General features: G+C 67.8%; 14 protein-coding genes, 1 tRNA gene and 1 pseudogene. 8 read left to right on the top strand and 8 right to left on the bottom strand.

The window, feature by feature from the left end; all coding sequences use genetic code 11:
* The coding region (locus ACLQ2U_RS09240; protein WP_425750123.1) for an epoxide hydrolase N-terminal domain-containing protein at positions 1-212 on the bottom strand (212 nt) is incomplete at its 3' end.
* 421 nt (positions 213-633) lie between these two features.
* A complete protein-coding gene (locus tag ACLQ2U_RS09235; protein WP_425750122.1) occupies positions 634-1,251 on the bottom strand; it encodes a TMEM175 family protein in 618 nt (205 codons plus the stop codon).
* A 306-nt stretch (positions 1,252-1,557) separates the two neighbouring features.
* Between ACLQ2U_RS09235 and ACLQ2U_RS09230 the strand changes: the two genes are divergently transcribed.
* Positions 1,558-1,881 (top strand): hypothetical protein, encoded by a 324-nt coding sequence (locus ACLQ2U_RS09230; RefSeq protein ID WP_425750121.1) that lies wholly within the window; start codon positions 1,558-1,560, stop codon positions 1,879-1,881.
* 77 nt (positions 1,882-1,958) lie between these two features.
* On the opposite strand, the gene ACLQ2U_RS09225 is transcribed toward ACLQ2U_RS09230, so the two are convergent.
* From ACLQ2U_RS09225 to ACLQ2U_RS09215, 3 genes are read right to left on the bottom strand one after another with little or no spacing between them, the layout of a single operon-like run.
* Positions 1,959-2,636 carry a GOLPH3/VPS74 family protein gene (locus ACLQ2U_RS09225; RefSeq protein WP_425750120.1) on the bottom strand — a complete coding sequence of 226 codons (678 nt, stop codon included), beginning with the start codon at positions 2,634-2,636 and terminating at the stop codon, positions 1,959-1,961.
* Entirely contained in the window at positions 2,633-3,649 is a 1,017-nt protein-coding gene (locus ACLQ2U_RS09220) for an acetamidase/formamidase family protein (RefSeq protein ID WP_425750119.1), read from the bottom strand. The genes ACLQ2U_RS09225 and ACLQ2U_RS09220 overlap by 4 nt, the downstream gene beginning before the upstream one ends.
* A gap of 5 nt (positions 3,650-3,654) precedes the next feature.
* Positions 3,655-5,061: an APC family permease gene (locus tag ACLQ2U_RS09215; RefSeq protein WP_425750118.1), complete on the bottom strand. Its 1,407-nt coding sequence runs from the start codon at positions 5,059-5,061 to the stop codon at positions 3,655-3,657.
* A gap of 393 nt (positions 5,062-5,454) precedes the next feature.
* On the opposite strand from ACLQ2U_RS09215, the gene cutA reads away from it, so the two are divergent.
* A complete protein-coding gene (gene cutA, locus ACLQ2U_RS09210) occupies positions 5,455-5,793 on the top strand; it encodes a divalent-cation tolerance protein CutA (protein ID WP_425750117.1) in 339 nt (112 codons plus the stop codon).
* 165 nt (positions 5,794-5,958) lie between these two features.
* Positions 5,959-7,422: pseudogene (locus tag ACLQ2U_RS09205) on the top strand (NF041680 family putative transposase).
* Here the strand turns inward: ACLQ2U_RS09205 and ACLQ2U_RS09200 are convergent.
* Positions 7,419-8,708 (bottom strand): helix-turn-helix domain-containing protein, encoded by a 1,290-nt coding sequence (locus tag ACLQ2U_RS09200; RefSeq protein WP_425750116.1) that lies wholly within the window; start codon positions 8,706-8,708, stop codon positions 7,419-7,421. The pseudogene ACLQ2U_RS09205 and the gene ACLQ2U_RS09200 sit on opposite strands and share 4 nt — an antisense overlap.
* Positions 8,709-9,113: 405 nt before the next feature.
* On the opposite strand from ACLQ2U_RS09200, the gene ACLQ2U_RS09195 reads away from it, so the two are divergent.
* A complete protein-coding gene (locus tag ACLQ2U_RS09195) occupies positions 9,114-9,725 on the top strand; it encodes a hypothetical protein (protein ID WP_425750115.1) in 612 nt (203 codons plus the stop codon).
* Here the strand turns inward: ACLQ2U_RS09195 and ACLQ2U_RS09190 are convergent.
* Positions 9,715-10,161 carry a hypothetical protein gene (locus ACLQ2U_RS09190; protein ID WP_425750114.1) on the bottom strand — a complete coding sequence of 149 codons (447 nt, stop codon included), beginning with the start codon at positions 10,159-10,161 and terminating at the stop codon, positions 9,715-9,717. The two genes, ACLQ2U_RS09195 and ACLQ2U_RS09190, sit on opposite strands and share 11 nt — an antisense overlap.
* A 34-nt stretch (positions 10,162-10,195) precedes the next feature.
* Between ACLQ2U_RS09190 and ACLQ2U_RS09185 the strand changes: the two genes are divergently transcribed.
* The 4 genes from ACLQ2U_RS09185 to ACLQ2U_RS09170 all read left to right on the top strand — a co-directional run bounded on the left by ACLQ2U_RS09185 (position 10,196) and on the right by ACLQ2U_RS09170 (position 13,459).
* Positions 10,196-10,783 carry an HD domain-containing protein gene (locus tag ACLQ2U_RS09185; RefSeq protein ID WP_425750113.1) on the top strand — a complete coding sequence of 196 codons (588 nt, stop codon included), beginning with the start codon at positions 10,196-10,198 and terminating at the stop codon, positions 10,781-10,783.
* Positions 10,780-11,709 carry a phosphotransferase gene (locus tag ACLQ2U_RS09180; protein WP_425750112.1) on the top strand — a complete coding sequence of 310 codons (930 nt, stop codon included), beginning with the start codon at positions 10,780-10,782 and terminating at the stop codon, positions 11,707-11,709. The genes ACLQ2U_RS09185 and ACLQ2U_RS09180 overlap by 4 nt, the downstream gene beginning before the upstream one ends.
* A gap of 884 nt (positions 11,710-12,593) precedes the next feature.
* Positions 12,594-12,666 (top strand) — tRNA-Arg (locus ACLQ2U_RS09175).
* A 118-nt stretch (positions 12,667-12,784) separates the two neighbouring features.
* On the top strand, positions 12,785-13,459 hold the full coding sequence (locus ACLQ2U_RS09170) for a hypothetical protein (RefSeq protein ID WP_425750111.1): 675 nt from the start codon (positions 12,785-12,787) through the stop codon (positions 13,457-13,459).
* 109 nt (positions 13,460-13,568) lie between these two features.
* On the opposite strand, the gene ACLQ2U_RS09165 is transcribed toward ACLQ2U_RS09170, so the two are convergent.
* Complete coding sequence (locus ACLQ2U_RS09165) at positions 13,569-14,744, bottom strand: low temperature requirement protein A (protein ID WP_425750110.1); 1,176 nt, start codon at positions 14,742-14,744, stop codon at positions 13,569-13,571.
* Positions 14,745-15,083 lie beyond the last annotated feature (339 nt).

The raw sequence follows: 15,083 nt of genomic DNA, 5'->3' as shown, positions 1-15,083 counted from the left end.
TTGCGCCAGTCGTAGTCGGTCGCCCAGTAGCGAGCGAGGTCCTGCATGAGCGCGAGCGGCACGCCCTGCGAGTCATCGTCGACGGTCTCTTTGTTCGGCCAGCGCGTGGCTCTGATGCGCGCGCGCAGATCCTCGAGGTCCGTCTCGGGGACCTCGATCTTGAATGGCCGCACTTCTGCGGCGCCCGTTCGCGCTTCCGTCTTGACAGCCACGCAGGCCTCCCTTCTGCTTTGAACGCCTTTGAGGTCGAGCGGGTGGTCTCCGCCCGCCTACCGCCGACAAATGGCATGCCCCGGCTCCTGCCTCGCGAGGGGCAAGTCCGGTGAGGGCGCTGCCCGAACTTGTGCCAGGTCAGCAGGGGCGCGCGGCCCTATCTGTCCAGAGCGTAGGACGCCTTTCCCCGCGTCCGGAGCCATACGAGCAATCCCGCATGGCCTTCCGGGACGGGCCGGGCCCGCGCGAGCTATGGACTTTGCTGTCACCGTTGCTGTCGCCAGCCACGGCCCGGGCTTCCCACGCCGCTCGATCCGCCAGGCCACGAACGGTAAGCCAGGAAGGGAACGCGCCGAGCAACAGGCCGCTAGCCACCACGACAGACGCGTAATCCGGGCTGGGTCCTCGCTCGGCAGCGCCTCATTGCTGCCGGTCGCCTGCAGGAGAGCCGACCACCTCGAGGCGTTCGAAGATGTAGTAAACGGGGACGGCGGCGATGATGGCCAGTGCCACTGGCGGGCTGACGAAGGCGACGGCGACCGCGGCCAGATACAGGACCGACGCTACCCCGAATCGCAGCCGCGCCTTCCAACGGGCCCGCTTCGGCAACGGCTGCCGGAGCCGCCCCGAACGCAAGGTCCATTCGAAGATCCCGGCGAAGCTGAACCCCATCCCCATGAAGGCAGCCGCATACAGAAGCACCGCCACCCGGGCGTCCTGCCCGCCCAGCGCGAGGTACTTGGCCACCGTCGCCGTATCTGCCGGGATGAGGACGACGAACACCAGCAGGACGAGGTTGAGGAGGGCCAGCGTCCGGTCGACGACGGCGACGTTCTGGACGAGGGCGTGATGGTTGACCCAGATGAGCCCGATCGTCATGAAGCTGATCAGGTAGGCGACAAATGAAGGCCAGTGGTCCGCGACTTGATGCAGGAGCGGGCCATGACCCGGGCCGGCCACCGCCAGGTTCAGCGCTAGTAGGGTGATCGCGACCGCGAAGACCGCATCGCTGAAGACCTCCAGCCGAGTTCGGCTCACTCCACAGTTCTACCGCAACACTGCGACGTGCCGAGGGGATTCAACCCGGCCAGCTACCGCCGGGCCCCGCCGTCGCAACCCACCCCGGCCTGAGCCCCGCACCTCCGCACTGCGTGTCAGACGTTGAAGCGGAACTGCGAGCCGTGATTGGCTCACCAGCGGGAACAGCATTCGACACCTGCTCACACGGCGTCTCAGGCTGCCAGGGCTGCTCACTAGTCGACAACGTTTGACAGTGTCTCGTGCCCCCTGTGTGCCCCAGATAGCCGCGCCGACAAAGGGTGGCGACCTGGCAGGATCAGCCCGGTGATGAGTTCCGCCGGATTGCTGCGCTGCGCGGCGATCGCATGGGTCGACGAAGACTGGCCGGGGTGGGTCCGTGTGCGGCTGATCGACGCCGACGGACGAAGCTGGTTCTTCGTCGACAAGGTCCCGATCTTCTTCACGGATGACGGCATCCTTCCTGGCGCTTCTCTCCCCCGGCCGGCGTTCGTGCGGTGCTACGTCGTCGGCCAGCAGGAGGACCAGGTCCTTGTCGTTAGCACTGATCCGGACCACGTGGAAGCCGAGGACGGAACCACTCAGTTCCGGGTCCGCCCGAATCAGCTAGAGCGGACGAGCCCGACCTGAGCGTTTGTCGGTCCAGCGGGCGGCGCGGATGCGGGGCAGGGCGGGCACGTGTCGGAGTCCTTTGGTGTGGCGCGAGGTTAGCGGTAGGCGGCGGTGGCGAGGTCGCCGATGGTGGCGTCGACGGCGGTGGTGATGTCGCGTACGGCCTGGTAGTGCTGATCGGCGATCGCCTTCAGGTGTGTGGTGACGGTGGTGGTGTCGTGGTCGAGGTAGAGGTGTTCGGTGAGTCCGAGGACGGCGGTGAGGCCGGCGAGGGCGGCGGTGTGGTTGTCGGGTTGTTCCCGGCCGGCGACCAGGTAGCGCAGCCGGGCTCGGGCGACGATCGCCCATTTGCGGTCGGTGGCTTGGTAGCTGTCGGTGCGGAGGAGGCCGCCGAGGCGTCGCTGGCTGTGCTGGCGCAGGATGCCCGCCGCGACGAGCCCGGCTCGGGTGCGGTCGTACATGTCGGTGGAAGAGGTTCGAAGCCACATCCTCAGCGGCGGGGCAGCGTGCCGGATCGAGGAGAGAGCGGAGTCCGCGATCAGGTCGCCAACGGGTGTGTCGGTGTGCAGGCGGATGCGCTGGTCGGTGGCGGCTCGGACGTCGTCGCGGGGGCCGAGGTGGATCCGTCCGGCGAGGAATAAGTCGATCAGCACGGCGCCGGCGAGGCCGAGAGCGAGGGCCCGCTGGTGCAGGTGGAGCTGACCGGTGTCGTCGTCGTGGCCGAGGAGGTAGAGCTCGTCGCGCAGCGGCAGGCGGGGGAGCGGGAGGCTCATCGGCTGCCCTCCTGCTGGGCGGCGGTGAGCTGCCGCAACCGGTCGTGTCTCCCGTTATACGGGGCGGCGGTTGTGGGCAGTAGCGCCTTGTCGGCTGCGGCGAGGACGGTGTAGTTCGGGTCGCAGACGTTGCCGATGGGCGCCTGGCCTATCTGGGAGACAAGCTGGTAGGCGTCGAGGACGTGCAGGCCGGTGAGCTTGCTGGTCCAGCCGACGAGGTCGTGGTGGGCGATGCGGTAGGCGTCTTCGAGGGGGCGGGCGCATCCCACGGACATGATCGACGTGTCGGTTTCCAGTCGCGGCCACGGTGTGGGCTCGGCTTTGATGACGTCGACGATGAGGGTGGTGGTGGCGGCGATTTCGATGCCGGCGCCGCAGGCTTCGCCGTCGCCTTGTCGGGCGTGGGCGTCGCCGAGGGCGAGCATCGCCCCGTGCACGTTGACCCCGAGGTAGACGGTGGTGCCGGCGCGTACCTGCGGGGTGTCGAGGTTGCCGCCGTGCGTGTCGCCGACGATGGTGGATCGGGCTTCGAATCCGCCGGGGGCGACGCCGATCGTGCCGATCATCGCCTCGAGGGGCAGGTCGATGCTGTGGTCGCTGTCCGTTGCTGCGAACCGCACGGTGCCCGCGCGTCGGTCGATCCGATACACCCATACCCGTTCTTCGAGGGGCGGTTGGAGGGTGGCGGTGTGCGTGGTGGAGGTCAGCGCCCCGAAGTGCGGGAAGGTCGTCGAGACTCCCCAGTCCCTGGCCGGGACGATGGCGCAGATGTGGACGGCCAGGGTGTCGCCGGGCTCGGCGTCTTCGACGAAGAACGGGCCGGACACGGGGTTCAGGTAGGGCATGCGGCACTTTTGTGAGGGGAGATCGGCCGGTCCGCGGACCAGGCCGCCGAAGCAGTCCTCGGTGTAGACCTGCAGCATGTCACCGGAGCGCAGGTGCGCCACGGGCATCCGGCCGCCGAAGGTGTAGGCCAGTTCGTCGCGGGTCGGCCGGTACACGGTCTTGTCCATGGCGTTCACACCCGTTCCGCGTCGTGCCGCAGCGGCTGGACCGGCGCCAGTCCGGACAGCACGGGGCGACGGCCGGTGGCATACAGGCCGGCGAGGACGAGCACGCCGAGGGTGAGCCAGGCCAGCCCGAGACGCTGCGCGGCGATGTTGGCGTTGATCACCACGTAGGCGAGGATCACGAATCCCACCGCCGGCATGACGAGGTGCGCCCACCAGTTGCGGCTTGGGCGGCGGATGAGGTGATGCACGACCACCGAGACGTGCAGGACCAGGAAGGCGACCATCGCCCCGAAGTTGATCAGCGACGACAGCAGGGTGATGCCGTCTGTGCGGGTGGCCATGTACAGGCCGAGGGTGAGGGACACCGCGCCGGTGAGCAGGGTGGCGTTGATCGGGACGCTGCGTCGCAACGACACCTTCGCCAGGAAGCGGGGCAGCTGCCGGTCGCGAGCCATCGCGTACAGCAGCCGGCTGGTGGCGACCTGGGCGACCATCGAGTTCGGCAGCCCCCACGCGATCGCGGTCGCGACCGCGCACAGCGTCGCCAGCCAGTTCCCGCCAGCGGCGCCGGCGGCGTCATAGAAGGCGGTGCCGTTCGGGTCGCCCCCGTGCAGGAGACCGGCAGAGTCGGGGACCAGCATGGCGGCCAGCCACGTCTGGGCGATGAACAGCACCCCGGCGAGGACGAGAACGGCCGCCATCGCCCGTCCGACCTGCCGGGAACCGTCCCGGCTCTCCTCGGCGAGCATGGAGATCCCGTCAAAGCCCAGGAACGACAACACCGCCACCGACACCGCCCCAGCGATGAGCGACCAGGTGAAAGTCTGCGGGTTGTAGAAGGCCTCCCAGCTGAAGCGGCCCTTCCCGGCGACCAGCGCCGCTGCGGCCACGACGAGGAAGATCCCCAGGACGATCAGCTCGCCGACGAGCATCACCCGGGTAACCGCCGCCGTCAGCCGGATCCCCACCGAGTTGACCACCGTGTTGACGGCGACGAACCCGAGCACCCACACCCAGACCGGCACCGACGGCACGCTCGCGTGCATCGCCACCGACGCAACCAGGTACAGCAGCCCGGGCACCAACACGTAGTCGAGGAGGATCACCCAGCCGGCGAGGAAGCCGACCGCCGGGTGCACGGCACGGCCGGCGTAGTTGTAGACGCTGCCCGACATGGGGAACGCCTTGACCATCTGGGCGTAGGAGAACGCCGTGAACACCAGCGCGGCCACGCCGATCGCGTAGGCCAGGGCCACCATCCCGCCCGAGGCGGCGTACACGCTGCCGAAGATCGCCATCGGCGCGATCGGCACCATGTACACCAGGCCGTACGCCATCAGGTCGCGGAACCGCAGTTGCCGGCTCAGCTCCTGCTGATAGCCGTATCGCAGCAGCTCGTCAGGGTCGTACATGAAGGACCTTCCGGACGGATTGCAAGGGGGGTGACCGGTTCCCACGCCAAGCCGCGCCCGTAGGAGTGACTAACAGCCCCGGCTGGCGTGTGGGACACGACTACAGCCAATGGGGCGGACCTTGATGTCGGACAGGGGCGAGCCGTAGATCGCGACAATCTGCCGACAGCACGTTGGCCGGCAGATACTCCCTGAGGTCTCGACAAGTGGTCAGTGATCGAGGAGTCTGCGCTCAGCCGCCGTGGTGGTCACCAACGCTCCGCACGAAGACGATGCCGCCGTGGGAAGCCACGCACGGATCAGCCGATCTGGCGTGATCGAGGTCCGTGGGCAACGGATAGGACCGGCAGTCGCAGGCGACGCATCGACGCACGGATGCGTAGTGTCGCGGGCATGAGTGAGGTTCTGCAGGTCTACACCGCAGCAGGTAGCCGGGAAGCCGCCCAGCGGCTGGCAGAGGGCGCTGTGAAAGCGCGGCTGGCGGCTGGTGGACAGATCGTCGGGCCCGTGGACTGCGTGTTCTGGCACGAGGGGAAGTTCGGTACAGGCCAGGAGTGGCAGGTGGTGCTCAGGTCCAGCAGCCGGCGGTATCCCGCACTGGAGAGCTACCTCAAAGAGCACCATGAGTGGGCCAACCCGGAGGTAACTGCAGTGCGGGTGGTCGCTGGTTCGGAGCCTTACCTGGCATGGGTCCGCAGTATCACTGAGGCCACCGATTCGCAGGACACGTGACGGCGCCTGGTGGCCTACGCGGGGATGTCCCCGCTTGCGGACAGCGCCTTAACTTGATCTTTAACCTCCGAGGGTCCTGTAGGGACCCTGACCGATCACGGAAACAGCCCTTGGTCGATGATCTTCTTGTCTAGGGAAGAACATCAATAACCAAGGGCTGTTCTGGTGACCAGTGTGCATGACCGTCGTCCGACCGATGCCGTCGGGGAGTTGGCGGGGTTCCGGCGGGAGTTCTACGGCTGCTTGACCGCTCGGGCTGACGCGTTGTTCGACCTGACGGACGCGGTGTTGTGCGCCGACGGTCCGGTCCGGTCGCTGGTGGAGTTGTCGCTGGTGGGTGAGCACCGTCGGGGTCACGGGGCGCTGTATGACGCCCTCGCCTGCGGCCGGCTGGACATCGATCGGCTGCGCACGGCCCTCGCGGCGGTGCCGTTGCCCCGGGCAGCTGACGGGCGTCTCGTCCTGGCGGTCGACATCACCTGTTGGCTGCGGCCGGACGCGCACACCTCGCCGCAGCGGATCTTGTGTCACACCTACGGCCGCGGCAAGGATCAGACCATCATGATCCCGGGCTGGCCGTACTCGATGGTCGTGGCCCTGGAATCTGGTCGCAGTTCGTGGACCGCGCCGTTGGACGCGGTGCGGCTGGCGCCTGGTGACGACGCGGCCACGGTCACCGCTGGTCAGCTGCGAGACATCGTGGGCCGGCTGATCGCGGCCGGACAGTGGCAGGCCGGGGACCCGGACATCCTGGTCGTGGCCGATGCTGGTTACGACGCGCCCCGACTGGCGTTTCTCCTGCGTGACCTGCCCGTGCAGGTCCTCGCTCGGATGCGCTCAGACCGGGTACTACGCCGGGCAGTGCCGCCCCGGCAGCCGGGAACGGTCGGCCGTCCGCCCCGCCACGGCGGCGAGTTCGTCTTCGGCGATCCCACCACCTGGGGCGAACCCGACGCGGCCACGATCACCGACACCCGTCTCTACGGCAGCGCGTGGGCTCGCGCCTGGGACCGACTGCACCCCCGGTTGACGTACCGATCCGCCTGGATCGACTCGGCGAAGGTACTGCCGGTCATCGAGGGAACCGTCATCCGGCTGGAAGTCGACCATCTACCCAGCGGCGCGACCCCGAAGCCGGTCTGACTGTGGTGGTCCGGCGTCGACGCCACCGCCGCCGACGTCGACCGGCTCTGGCAGACGTTCCTACGCCGATTCGACATCGAACACACGTTCCGCCTGTTCAAACAGACCCCTCGGCTGGACCTGCCCCAAGATCCGCACCCCACAAGCCGCCGACCGATGGACCTGGCTGATCCTCGCCGCCTACACCCAGCTCCGCCTTGGCCCGCGCCCTCGCCGCCGACCTGCGCCGCCCCTGGGAGAAACCTGCCCACCGCAGCGTCTGTCACCCGCCCGCGTCCGCCGAGGGTTTCGCACCTCCGCACAAAGGCCACCTGCCCCGCCAGCGCACCGAAACCCTCCCAGCCAGGACCAGGACGACCACCCGGCCGCCGCAACACCCACCCCACCCCGCGCTACGACGTCCACACCGCGACCACCACGAACGCCAAGACACCGGCTGCAAAGAAGACGAAGTCTGTCAATCCCCGTCCACGCCGCACGGGTTAAAGATCAAGCTTAAGAGGTGCGATGCGACGGCGCACGGTGGCGATCCGAATGGCGGGACGCGGAGACGCGACACCACGGCAGAGGCGCCTGGACCGGTCCAGCAGGATCGCCGCCCGCTCCACCTCACCAGCATCGAGGTAGGCCTCAGCCAGCCAGGTGGAATAAAGGGCCTTGTCCCGTGCATACGTGTCGTCGAATCGCTCAAGGGCGCTTTCCAGCTCAGGAATTGCCCTCAGTGGGCGCCGTAGCTCCGCCCAGACACGGCCGGTCATGATCTGAATCTCGTCGTGATCGACCCATGCCGCCCAGTCCGGAGCAACGTCGGTTCCAGGTTGGGCGACTGAATCATGCGCGGCGTCGAGCGCGGCGATGGCCTGCCTTTCCTGACCGGCGACCGCGTAGGTGAACGCGAGTCGCTCCAGCAGCAGGGCTTGAACTGCGGGGCTGGCACCGGCGTTCATGGGAACACGGGACGCTTCCGCGGTGGCGATGTCGGGCTGGCCGAGGCTCGCCCGCAGGTAAGCCGACAACGCCATGGCGTTGGCCGCCAACTGCACGTCGTCTGCCTGCACGGCGATGGACCGGCTGATGGCGAACATAGTGTTCGCGTGGGCGTTCTCGCCTGCATCAAAGGCCGCCCAGCCGGCCAATTGGGCCTGCTCGGCGAGGAGTGACAGCAGGGCCTTGGCCGTCGACTGGCTGAACGACGTCGTGTTGAACATGGCCATCGTCGCTCGGAGTTCGGCCTCATAAAGCCGTAGCGTGTCGACGCCACCAAGGTAGTTGTCGAGGCGCCGCAGCCGCGCCGTGCGCCTCACACGCTCCTCCACGTCCGCTAAGCCGATGCGACGGCCTGCCGCGGGGCATACCAAGGCCGCGCCGCCCGCCGCGAGCATCGCGGCGGCTTCGATGAACTCCCGGCGGTGCATCTCCTTGTTCTCCTCCACGAGCTCGGGCTGGATCTGGCTGGCTGGCGGTCCGCCAAAAAAGCCCTGTGATGCCGAGCCTGTCCCTCCAGCGGCACGCCGGAGCACTTGCAGCTGATCGAACGCTGCCGTCAGCTGCCCACCGGTGTCGAGGACCTCGTCGCAACGCTCCCAGAACCGCCTCGGGGGCCGTTGACGGCCAACCTCCACGTTAGCGATGGTGCTACGCCCGTAGTGAAGCAGCGGCGCTAGAGAGTGCTGCGTGTAGCCGGCCAGAGCGCGGAGACGTGCGAGCTGGCGCCCGAGCTGCTGCCAGCGTTCGTCGAGGCCAACCGCGCCCTGCATGGCTTCCTCAGTCATCTCATCTGCACCCGACGAACTCGCTATCGATCGATCACGGCCTCCGTCTCCATGCCGATCTTATGTGTCGGGAGCTCATAGCCCGGGGGCCGACAATGTCAACAAAATGTCATCGCTTGCCCCAACGGGCTTGTCGACACCTTCCCAGTCACCCCAGGGCTCCGAGTCGCTTGCGTGATGGAGCGCGAGCATCCTCGATATCTACACCGCTGGGTGGCTGCGGTTTGCAGCTCCCTGTCGCGATGTCGGCCGATTGTCGAAGGCGGCTGACAACCCTTACCGACATCAGCGGTGACGGTGTCCCCTTGAAGGCGTCACTACGCCGCCTTCTGCCGAGGCAGCGGGAATCTCACGTCCAAACCAGCGGCGCGTCAGCGTCGGTACCGTCGTCAGAAGGGAAAGGCCATGACCTCGGAGAACATGCCCGAGTGCACTGCGGTCGGCCAGTGCGCCGCCGAAATCCTCGACCGGATGAAGGACCACCCGGCCTACGACCGGCTGCACAGCTCCTCGATGAAGTACTCCAGCTGCTGGGCCACGTTCACCGGCTACCCGTCCATCAGCCGCTGGTCCCTGCAGCGCGACGCCGGACCGCTGCTGACCGAGGCCCTGCGCGTCCTGGCGCTCAAGGCCGCGGTGTTCGAGCTCTCCGGCGGCGACGAGCAGGCCGCAGAGCTGCTCGTGCCGGCACCGGTCGACGAGATGATCCACGCGGTGCTGGCCCAGTTCACGCTCATGTCCCGCATGCAGGCCGACCTGCAGGTCGTCTTCGCGCACGCCACCGAGCTCGAGGAGTTTACCTACACCCGCGGGTGCATCACCGACGCCTACTACGCCGCCGCCGGCTGGGGCGAGCAGCCGCTGCGGTACTGGCTCGACTCCGCCGAAGTGTCCCGCCGCCTGGCCGTGCTCAACGCGCACTACCAGCAGGCCGGGCTCGGGCGCGACGGCAGCAGCCACGACCTCGACTTCGACGCGCCGACCTCACCGGCCGCTGCCATGCCGGTCAGCGGTTAGCGAGCTCCACCGACAGGACCCGGCGCATCGCGGCCACCACCTGCCGAGGGTCGAACCGTTCACCGGCGAGCCGCTCCGCGCGCGCCACTGCCGTGAAGATGCCGTCCGGGTCAGCGTTCCGCAACACCGCTACCAGCCACCCTTCAAGGTCGACCAGCTCGGTGGGTAGCTCAAGGGCGGCAGCGGTCGGCGCCGGCCGGGCGGACTCCACCGGAAGAGGCTCCCCGGCGGAGGCGTAGCGGCCGGGAGGCAACCCGACCCGGTAGGGGTGCACACAGACTGCGGTGCCGGACGGCGCGACGCGCCACCCCACGTCCTTGTTGTAGGCGAACTCGGGGCCGGGCCGGTCGACCACGTCGAACTGGCCCGGCCCCAGCTCCTGAGCCGGGCACACCGCGCAGGTCTGCTCACACCACTCCGACCGCAGACCCGTCACGGCATCGATGCTACGACAACCAGGAGGTACCGGTATGACGGTCTTGTCCCATCCCCGTCCTCTGCTCGTTGACCGGGCACTGCGGGACGCCCGGCGCTGGTGCATCGGCCACACGATCGATGACCGGCCCGCCCTCGCACACGCCGTTCGTGTCGCAGTCACCATCGGCGACCACGTCGCCGCCCCCGAACCAGCCCTGATCGCGGCAGCCCTTCTTCATGATGTGCCGGACTTCGCCCCGCCGGGGGAGCACCTGTACCGGACGCTGATTGAGGATTACGGCCTGGAAGTGCCCCGGATCATCGCCGCGCTGCACGCCGAGCATCAGGCGCTCGACCAGCCGGATCCGCCGATCCTCGTCGAGGACGCCGCTGTCGTGCTCGCCTCAACAGCCGACAAGATCGTCGCCCTCACCTCGCTACTACGCCGCGCCCGCGCCAGCGGGGACGTCACCGACTTCTTTAGCAGGCGACCGACGCTGCTCGCCCTGCTCCCGTACTTCCGGGCATACAGCTCCGCCTGTCGCCGCCACGCCCCTGCCAGTCTGGCAGCGGCACTGGAGGCCGTGCTGCATCTGCTCGACGGGGCTACATCGAACGTGCACCCGCGGGCGGCCCGATGAGCACGGCCCAGTGGAGCCAAGCCACGGTGGACGTCATCCGCCAGCATGTGCTGCTTGAGGCCGGCGCAACGATGACAGCCTCCGAAGTCATCAGGATCTGGGAACTGTCAGGAGTCGAACGACTCCACCTGACCACCGACACCAGCGTGATCTTCAAGTTCGCGGTGAAGCCGTTCACAACCGAAGCGGAAACCCTGATCAACCTCGCCGACCACGGCATCCCAGTCGTCGCAGTACAAGCCTGGGCTATACGCGACCAGACGCTCGGAATGCTCACGGAGGACCTCGGCTTACCCGTGCGGACCGCGACCGAGAAGGACGCCGCAACCACGGCCGCATCGCTTCACGCCACCCCGGTCCTCGGCCACCTCGACACCTTCGACGAGGAAGCACTGACGAGCTTGCCCGAACGAGGGCTGGCCGCGCTCGCCGCATTGCAACGTCAGGGCCGCTTCCTCAACGCATGGGATATCAACCGGGCATTACAGCGCCTCGCCTCGTGCGCCAGGGCACTGGCAGCCGGCGCCGAGCGACCACCCTTCGGCGTATGCCATGGCGAGCTTCACCCGACATCGATTCACGTCGGCACCAAGGGCACCAGGCTCCTCGACCTCGCCAAAGCGTTCAACGGCCCGGGCCTGCTGGACCTGGCCACCTGGTTCGGCACCCGCGCTCCTGCCCAACCCCAGCATCTGAACCGACTCATCCATGCCTACATTCACGTTGGCGGCCACCCAGACGCGGCGAGCCGTCGCGGCGGGCTTCCCGCACACCGGTGGGCACTGGGCTGGCACCGCGTCTGGGCCGCGCACTGGTTCCTCGCTCACGCCGCCGCCGGACACCACAGCCGCGCGAGAGACGACTCCCACCACACGATCATCCGCCGGCAGGTCACAACTGCCGTCACGCTCTTGACGTCGTCGTAATCCACCAACTCATAGACTTACGCCCCTATCAAAACCGGGGCCGCGTGAACGCCGACGATGCGGTGGTCAGCGCGTGGCGCGTCTGCACGATCATGAGAATGACTGGCGAACACTGGGTACCCGCCTGGCGCAGCTACGCCGGGCCGCGGGCCACAACCAGCACCGGTGCGGCTTGCGTCAACCGCCCACGGCAGCGGGGACGGTGCTGTGCCGCGGCAGGTTCTGACACCACCATCACGCGGGCCAGGTCGGGCAATGCGCCAATGGCGCGGCCGGATCCGGGATCGTGGTGCGTTTGCGGCGGCCCAGGTGCTGGCCCACGAACCCCCACTGCTGCATGATCCACTCGACCCGCTTGCCATCAACCCGCACGCCGCACACTGCCGTAAGGGCGGTGGCGGCTGGCGGAGTGGTTACCGCAGCTCAACCTGACCCGACCTGAACCCAGCCCGACGCCAACAGTTGCCATCACCTTGAACGCCGGCTAGGACTTGGCGGCGAGGCGAGCCAGGTGTGGGTGGATAGCGGACACTCCTACGGATCAAAGGGTCCAGGTTGCTAGAGTGCTCGGCGCTGATAGGTCCCGTCGCCACCGAGGCCGCCGACGAAGTGAACGGGGGCGGGAGCCGGCTCTGCCAGATGAGGAGCCTGCCCGACCCTGTTGATCCCTGCTGCTCGCGCGGAATCTGCTCGGTGAGTCGTGGGCGCTGCTGGGCCGCCTTGGTCAGCGCTGGGCAGGGACTGGCACGGAAACCGCCCGGCCGGCGATTGCATGCTCCATGTGTGCTCCGCCGGTCGGCGCAACGGCAGCCGACACCGCGCGGCACGGGAGGGCCCTCCTGGGCACTTGTGGGTATCCACTGGCAGGTACGCTGGGCACTCGCGCCCTCGTAGCTCAGGGGATAGAGCATCGGTTTCCTAAACCGTGTGTCGCAGGTTCGAATCCTGCCGGGGGCACCTCGAAGATCAGCGAAAACGCTACCTGAGCTGGCAATACGCGCAGCGCTCGAGTGGCCGGCGTATGCAGCCGTAGGCCACCAGAATCGGCCGTCGTAGGTCGCGGAAAATACGCGGAATGATTTTAACTTCGCCTGCCCAGGTCAGCTGGGGTGTCGGGCCAGGCGACGCCGGTCAACGCCTCATCGATCCGGCTGTTGACGGTGGACTCCTCGCCGCCGGTCCGACAGTCGATGCCATTGCCCGTGAAATGACCGCTACCGCCAACGCGCTGGCGCAACGCGACGCCCAGCAGGCCGAGGACGCGCTGCAACGGCTGGGTGTGGCAGAGGCGGCAAGACGCAACACGACCGAGATGGTCGCCGCAGCATGCGAGGTCGCGCGTCTCTCACCGTGGCGGAGACGACGGCTGGGCATCATGCGCCGGTACGAGCACGCGGCCGAGCACCTTGAACTCGCCTACACCAACAGCCGCGAGATGGTGCAATGGGCCGCGTTGGCCATACGCGCCCGGGAGCCGCTGCCGGCCGGTCTTCCAGCAGCGATCGAGCACTTCGGCCAAGCGTTCAGGCTCCTGCATCGTGACTTCCTCGCCGGACGGGAGCCGGATCGTGGGCGGGAGCGAGCGCTAAGGGCGATCAATGACGCCAACGAGGCGTGCGCCGAGGGTCTCGAGTTCTCCGGGGCTGTCGTCGTCTCGCAACTGCGCGTTGTCGTCAGTCAGTTGCTCCAAGTCTCCGGACTCCCACAGACAGAGGCGAATCAGCAGGCGGGTTTGAATGCCGACGTCTAGCTGATGCCCCGGCGGTTGGACTCCTGCCGGACCGCCTCTGTGAGCCGGCGTTGTCGGGTCTCAGGACGTCCGTGACAGAACAGTCTCCAGACGTGGGTGACACTTCCGCCTAGCCGGGTGGTGACGGCGGCTCGAGTGGGCGTCCTCTCGCGCGGGCCGTGTCGGTGACGGCGATCCCGGCCAGGACTGCGGTCGCGGCGAGGGCGGCCAGCAGCGGCGGCACGAACAGCATCGCCGGTGCCAGGGCGGCCAGCACGAGCACGCCGATCGGCCGGTTCCGGGATACGCGGGCGAAGACGGCGTATTCGAGCCCGGCACGCCCGGCCAGGAACAGCGCGGGTCCGCCGAGGATGACGGTGATCCAGGCCGGTTGCGTGTGTCCGAGTGGATGGGCGATGACGAGTTCGACGCCGACGGCGGTGACGACGATGCCGGCCACCATGATCGGGTGGGAGTATGTCGCCGCGAAGCCGACGCGGGTCGGGTCCGGGGCCGCTGCGGCAGCCTCGGCCAACAGTTCCCCGGCGCGGTAGATGTAGATCCGCCAGAACAGCACCGTGGTGGCGAACGACACCACGAACGCCGCGCTCCGATCAGCCGCGAAGCCGCTGCCATAAAGGGTCAAACCGGAGACCAGGATCAACTCGCCGAGCACGATGATAAAGAACTGCCGGAAGCGGTCGGCCAGGTGCTCGCCCAGGACGCCCAGATCCGCCTTAGGTGAGCGACCCAGCCCCGGCGTGGGCCAGCGGAGCGGGACCGCCGCGTAGTCCACGGCCACCGCCAGCGTCCACAGCGCCCCACGCGCCGCACCGTGCGTGACCGCTCCAGCGATCCACGGCACCGCGGACACACCGAACCAGAACAGCACCCGGATGCTTCTGCTCTGCAACTCGTGGCCACGCAGGGCGAGGACGAGGAAGAGTTGGCGGCCGACATGGATGGCGACGTACCCGCCTGCGAAGACCAGACCTCGCTCGCCGAACGCGTCGGGCACCGCGACCACCATCACCAAGCTGCTGAGCATGGTCACGGTGACCAGCAGCTGTATCGCCGCCCGTTGTGGGTCATACAAGTCGGTTGTCACCGCTGTCATGATCCAGACCCACCACATGGCCAACAGCAGCACCAGCGTCTGGAAGGCGCCGCTCCACCGGAGATCCTGGACCAGCCCGTGCGAGAGCTGGACGAGCGCGACGACAAACACCAGGTCGAAGAACAGCTCCAGAAAGTTTGTCCGCGGCTCCTCGGGTCCTCGCAGCAGCTTGGCACCGCTCGTCGTCATCTTCTCGCCCGTTCTGCCGGCTTTGTCTCAGGCTTGAAGCATTCGTACCACGCGGCGGCGCGAAGATGTCGGCCCGACAGCAACGCTGACAGCAACCAGGTCAGTCGCTAGCGGCCAGCCGACGAGTGAGGACAAGATCCGGACTATTCGTGGAACGATCATGGCGGCGTCGACCGGGGGAGTGCCGTTTGCACTGCTAGTAGGCCCAGCAGCCGATGAAGCGGTAACCCCCTTCCTAAACCGTGTGTCGCAGGTTCGAATCCTGCCGGGGGCACCAGGTCACAGCCTTGATTCACGATCACTGTTCCGCCTGTTCCCGCCGCTGGTGGTTCTTCGGCC

It is taken from the genome of Micromonospora sp. DT47 (assembly GCF_049844475.1).
Classification (GTDB): domain Bacteria; phylum Actinomycetota; class Actinomycetes; order Mycobacteriales; family Micromonosporaceae; genus Micromonospora.
This window is presented reverse-complemented; position numbering and strand designations above follow the sequence as displayed.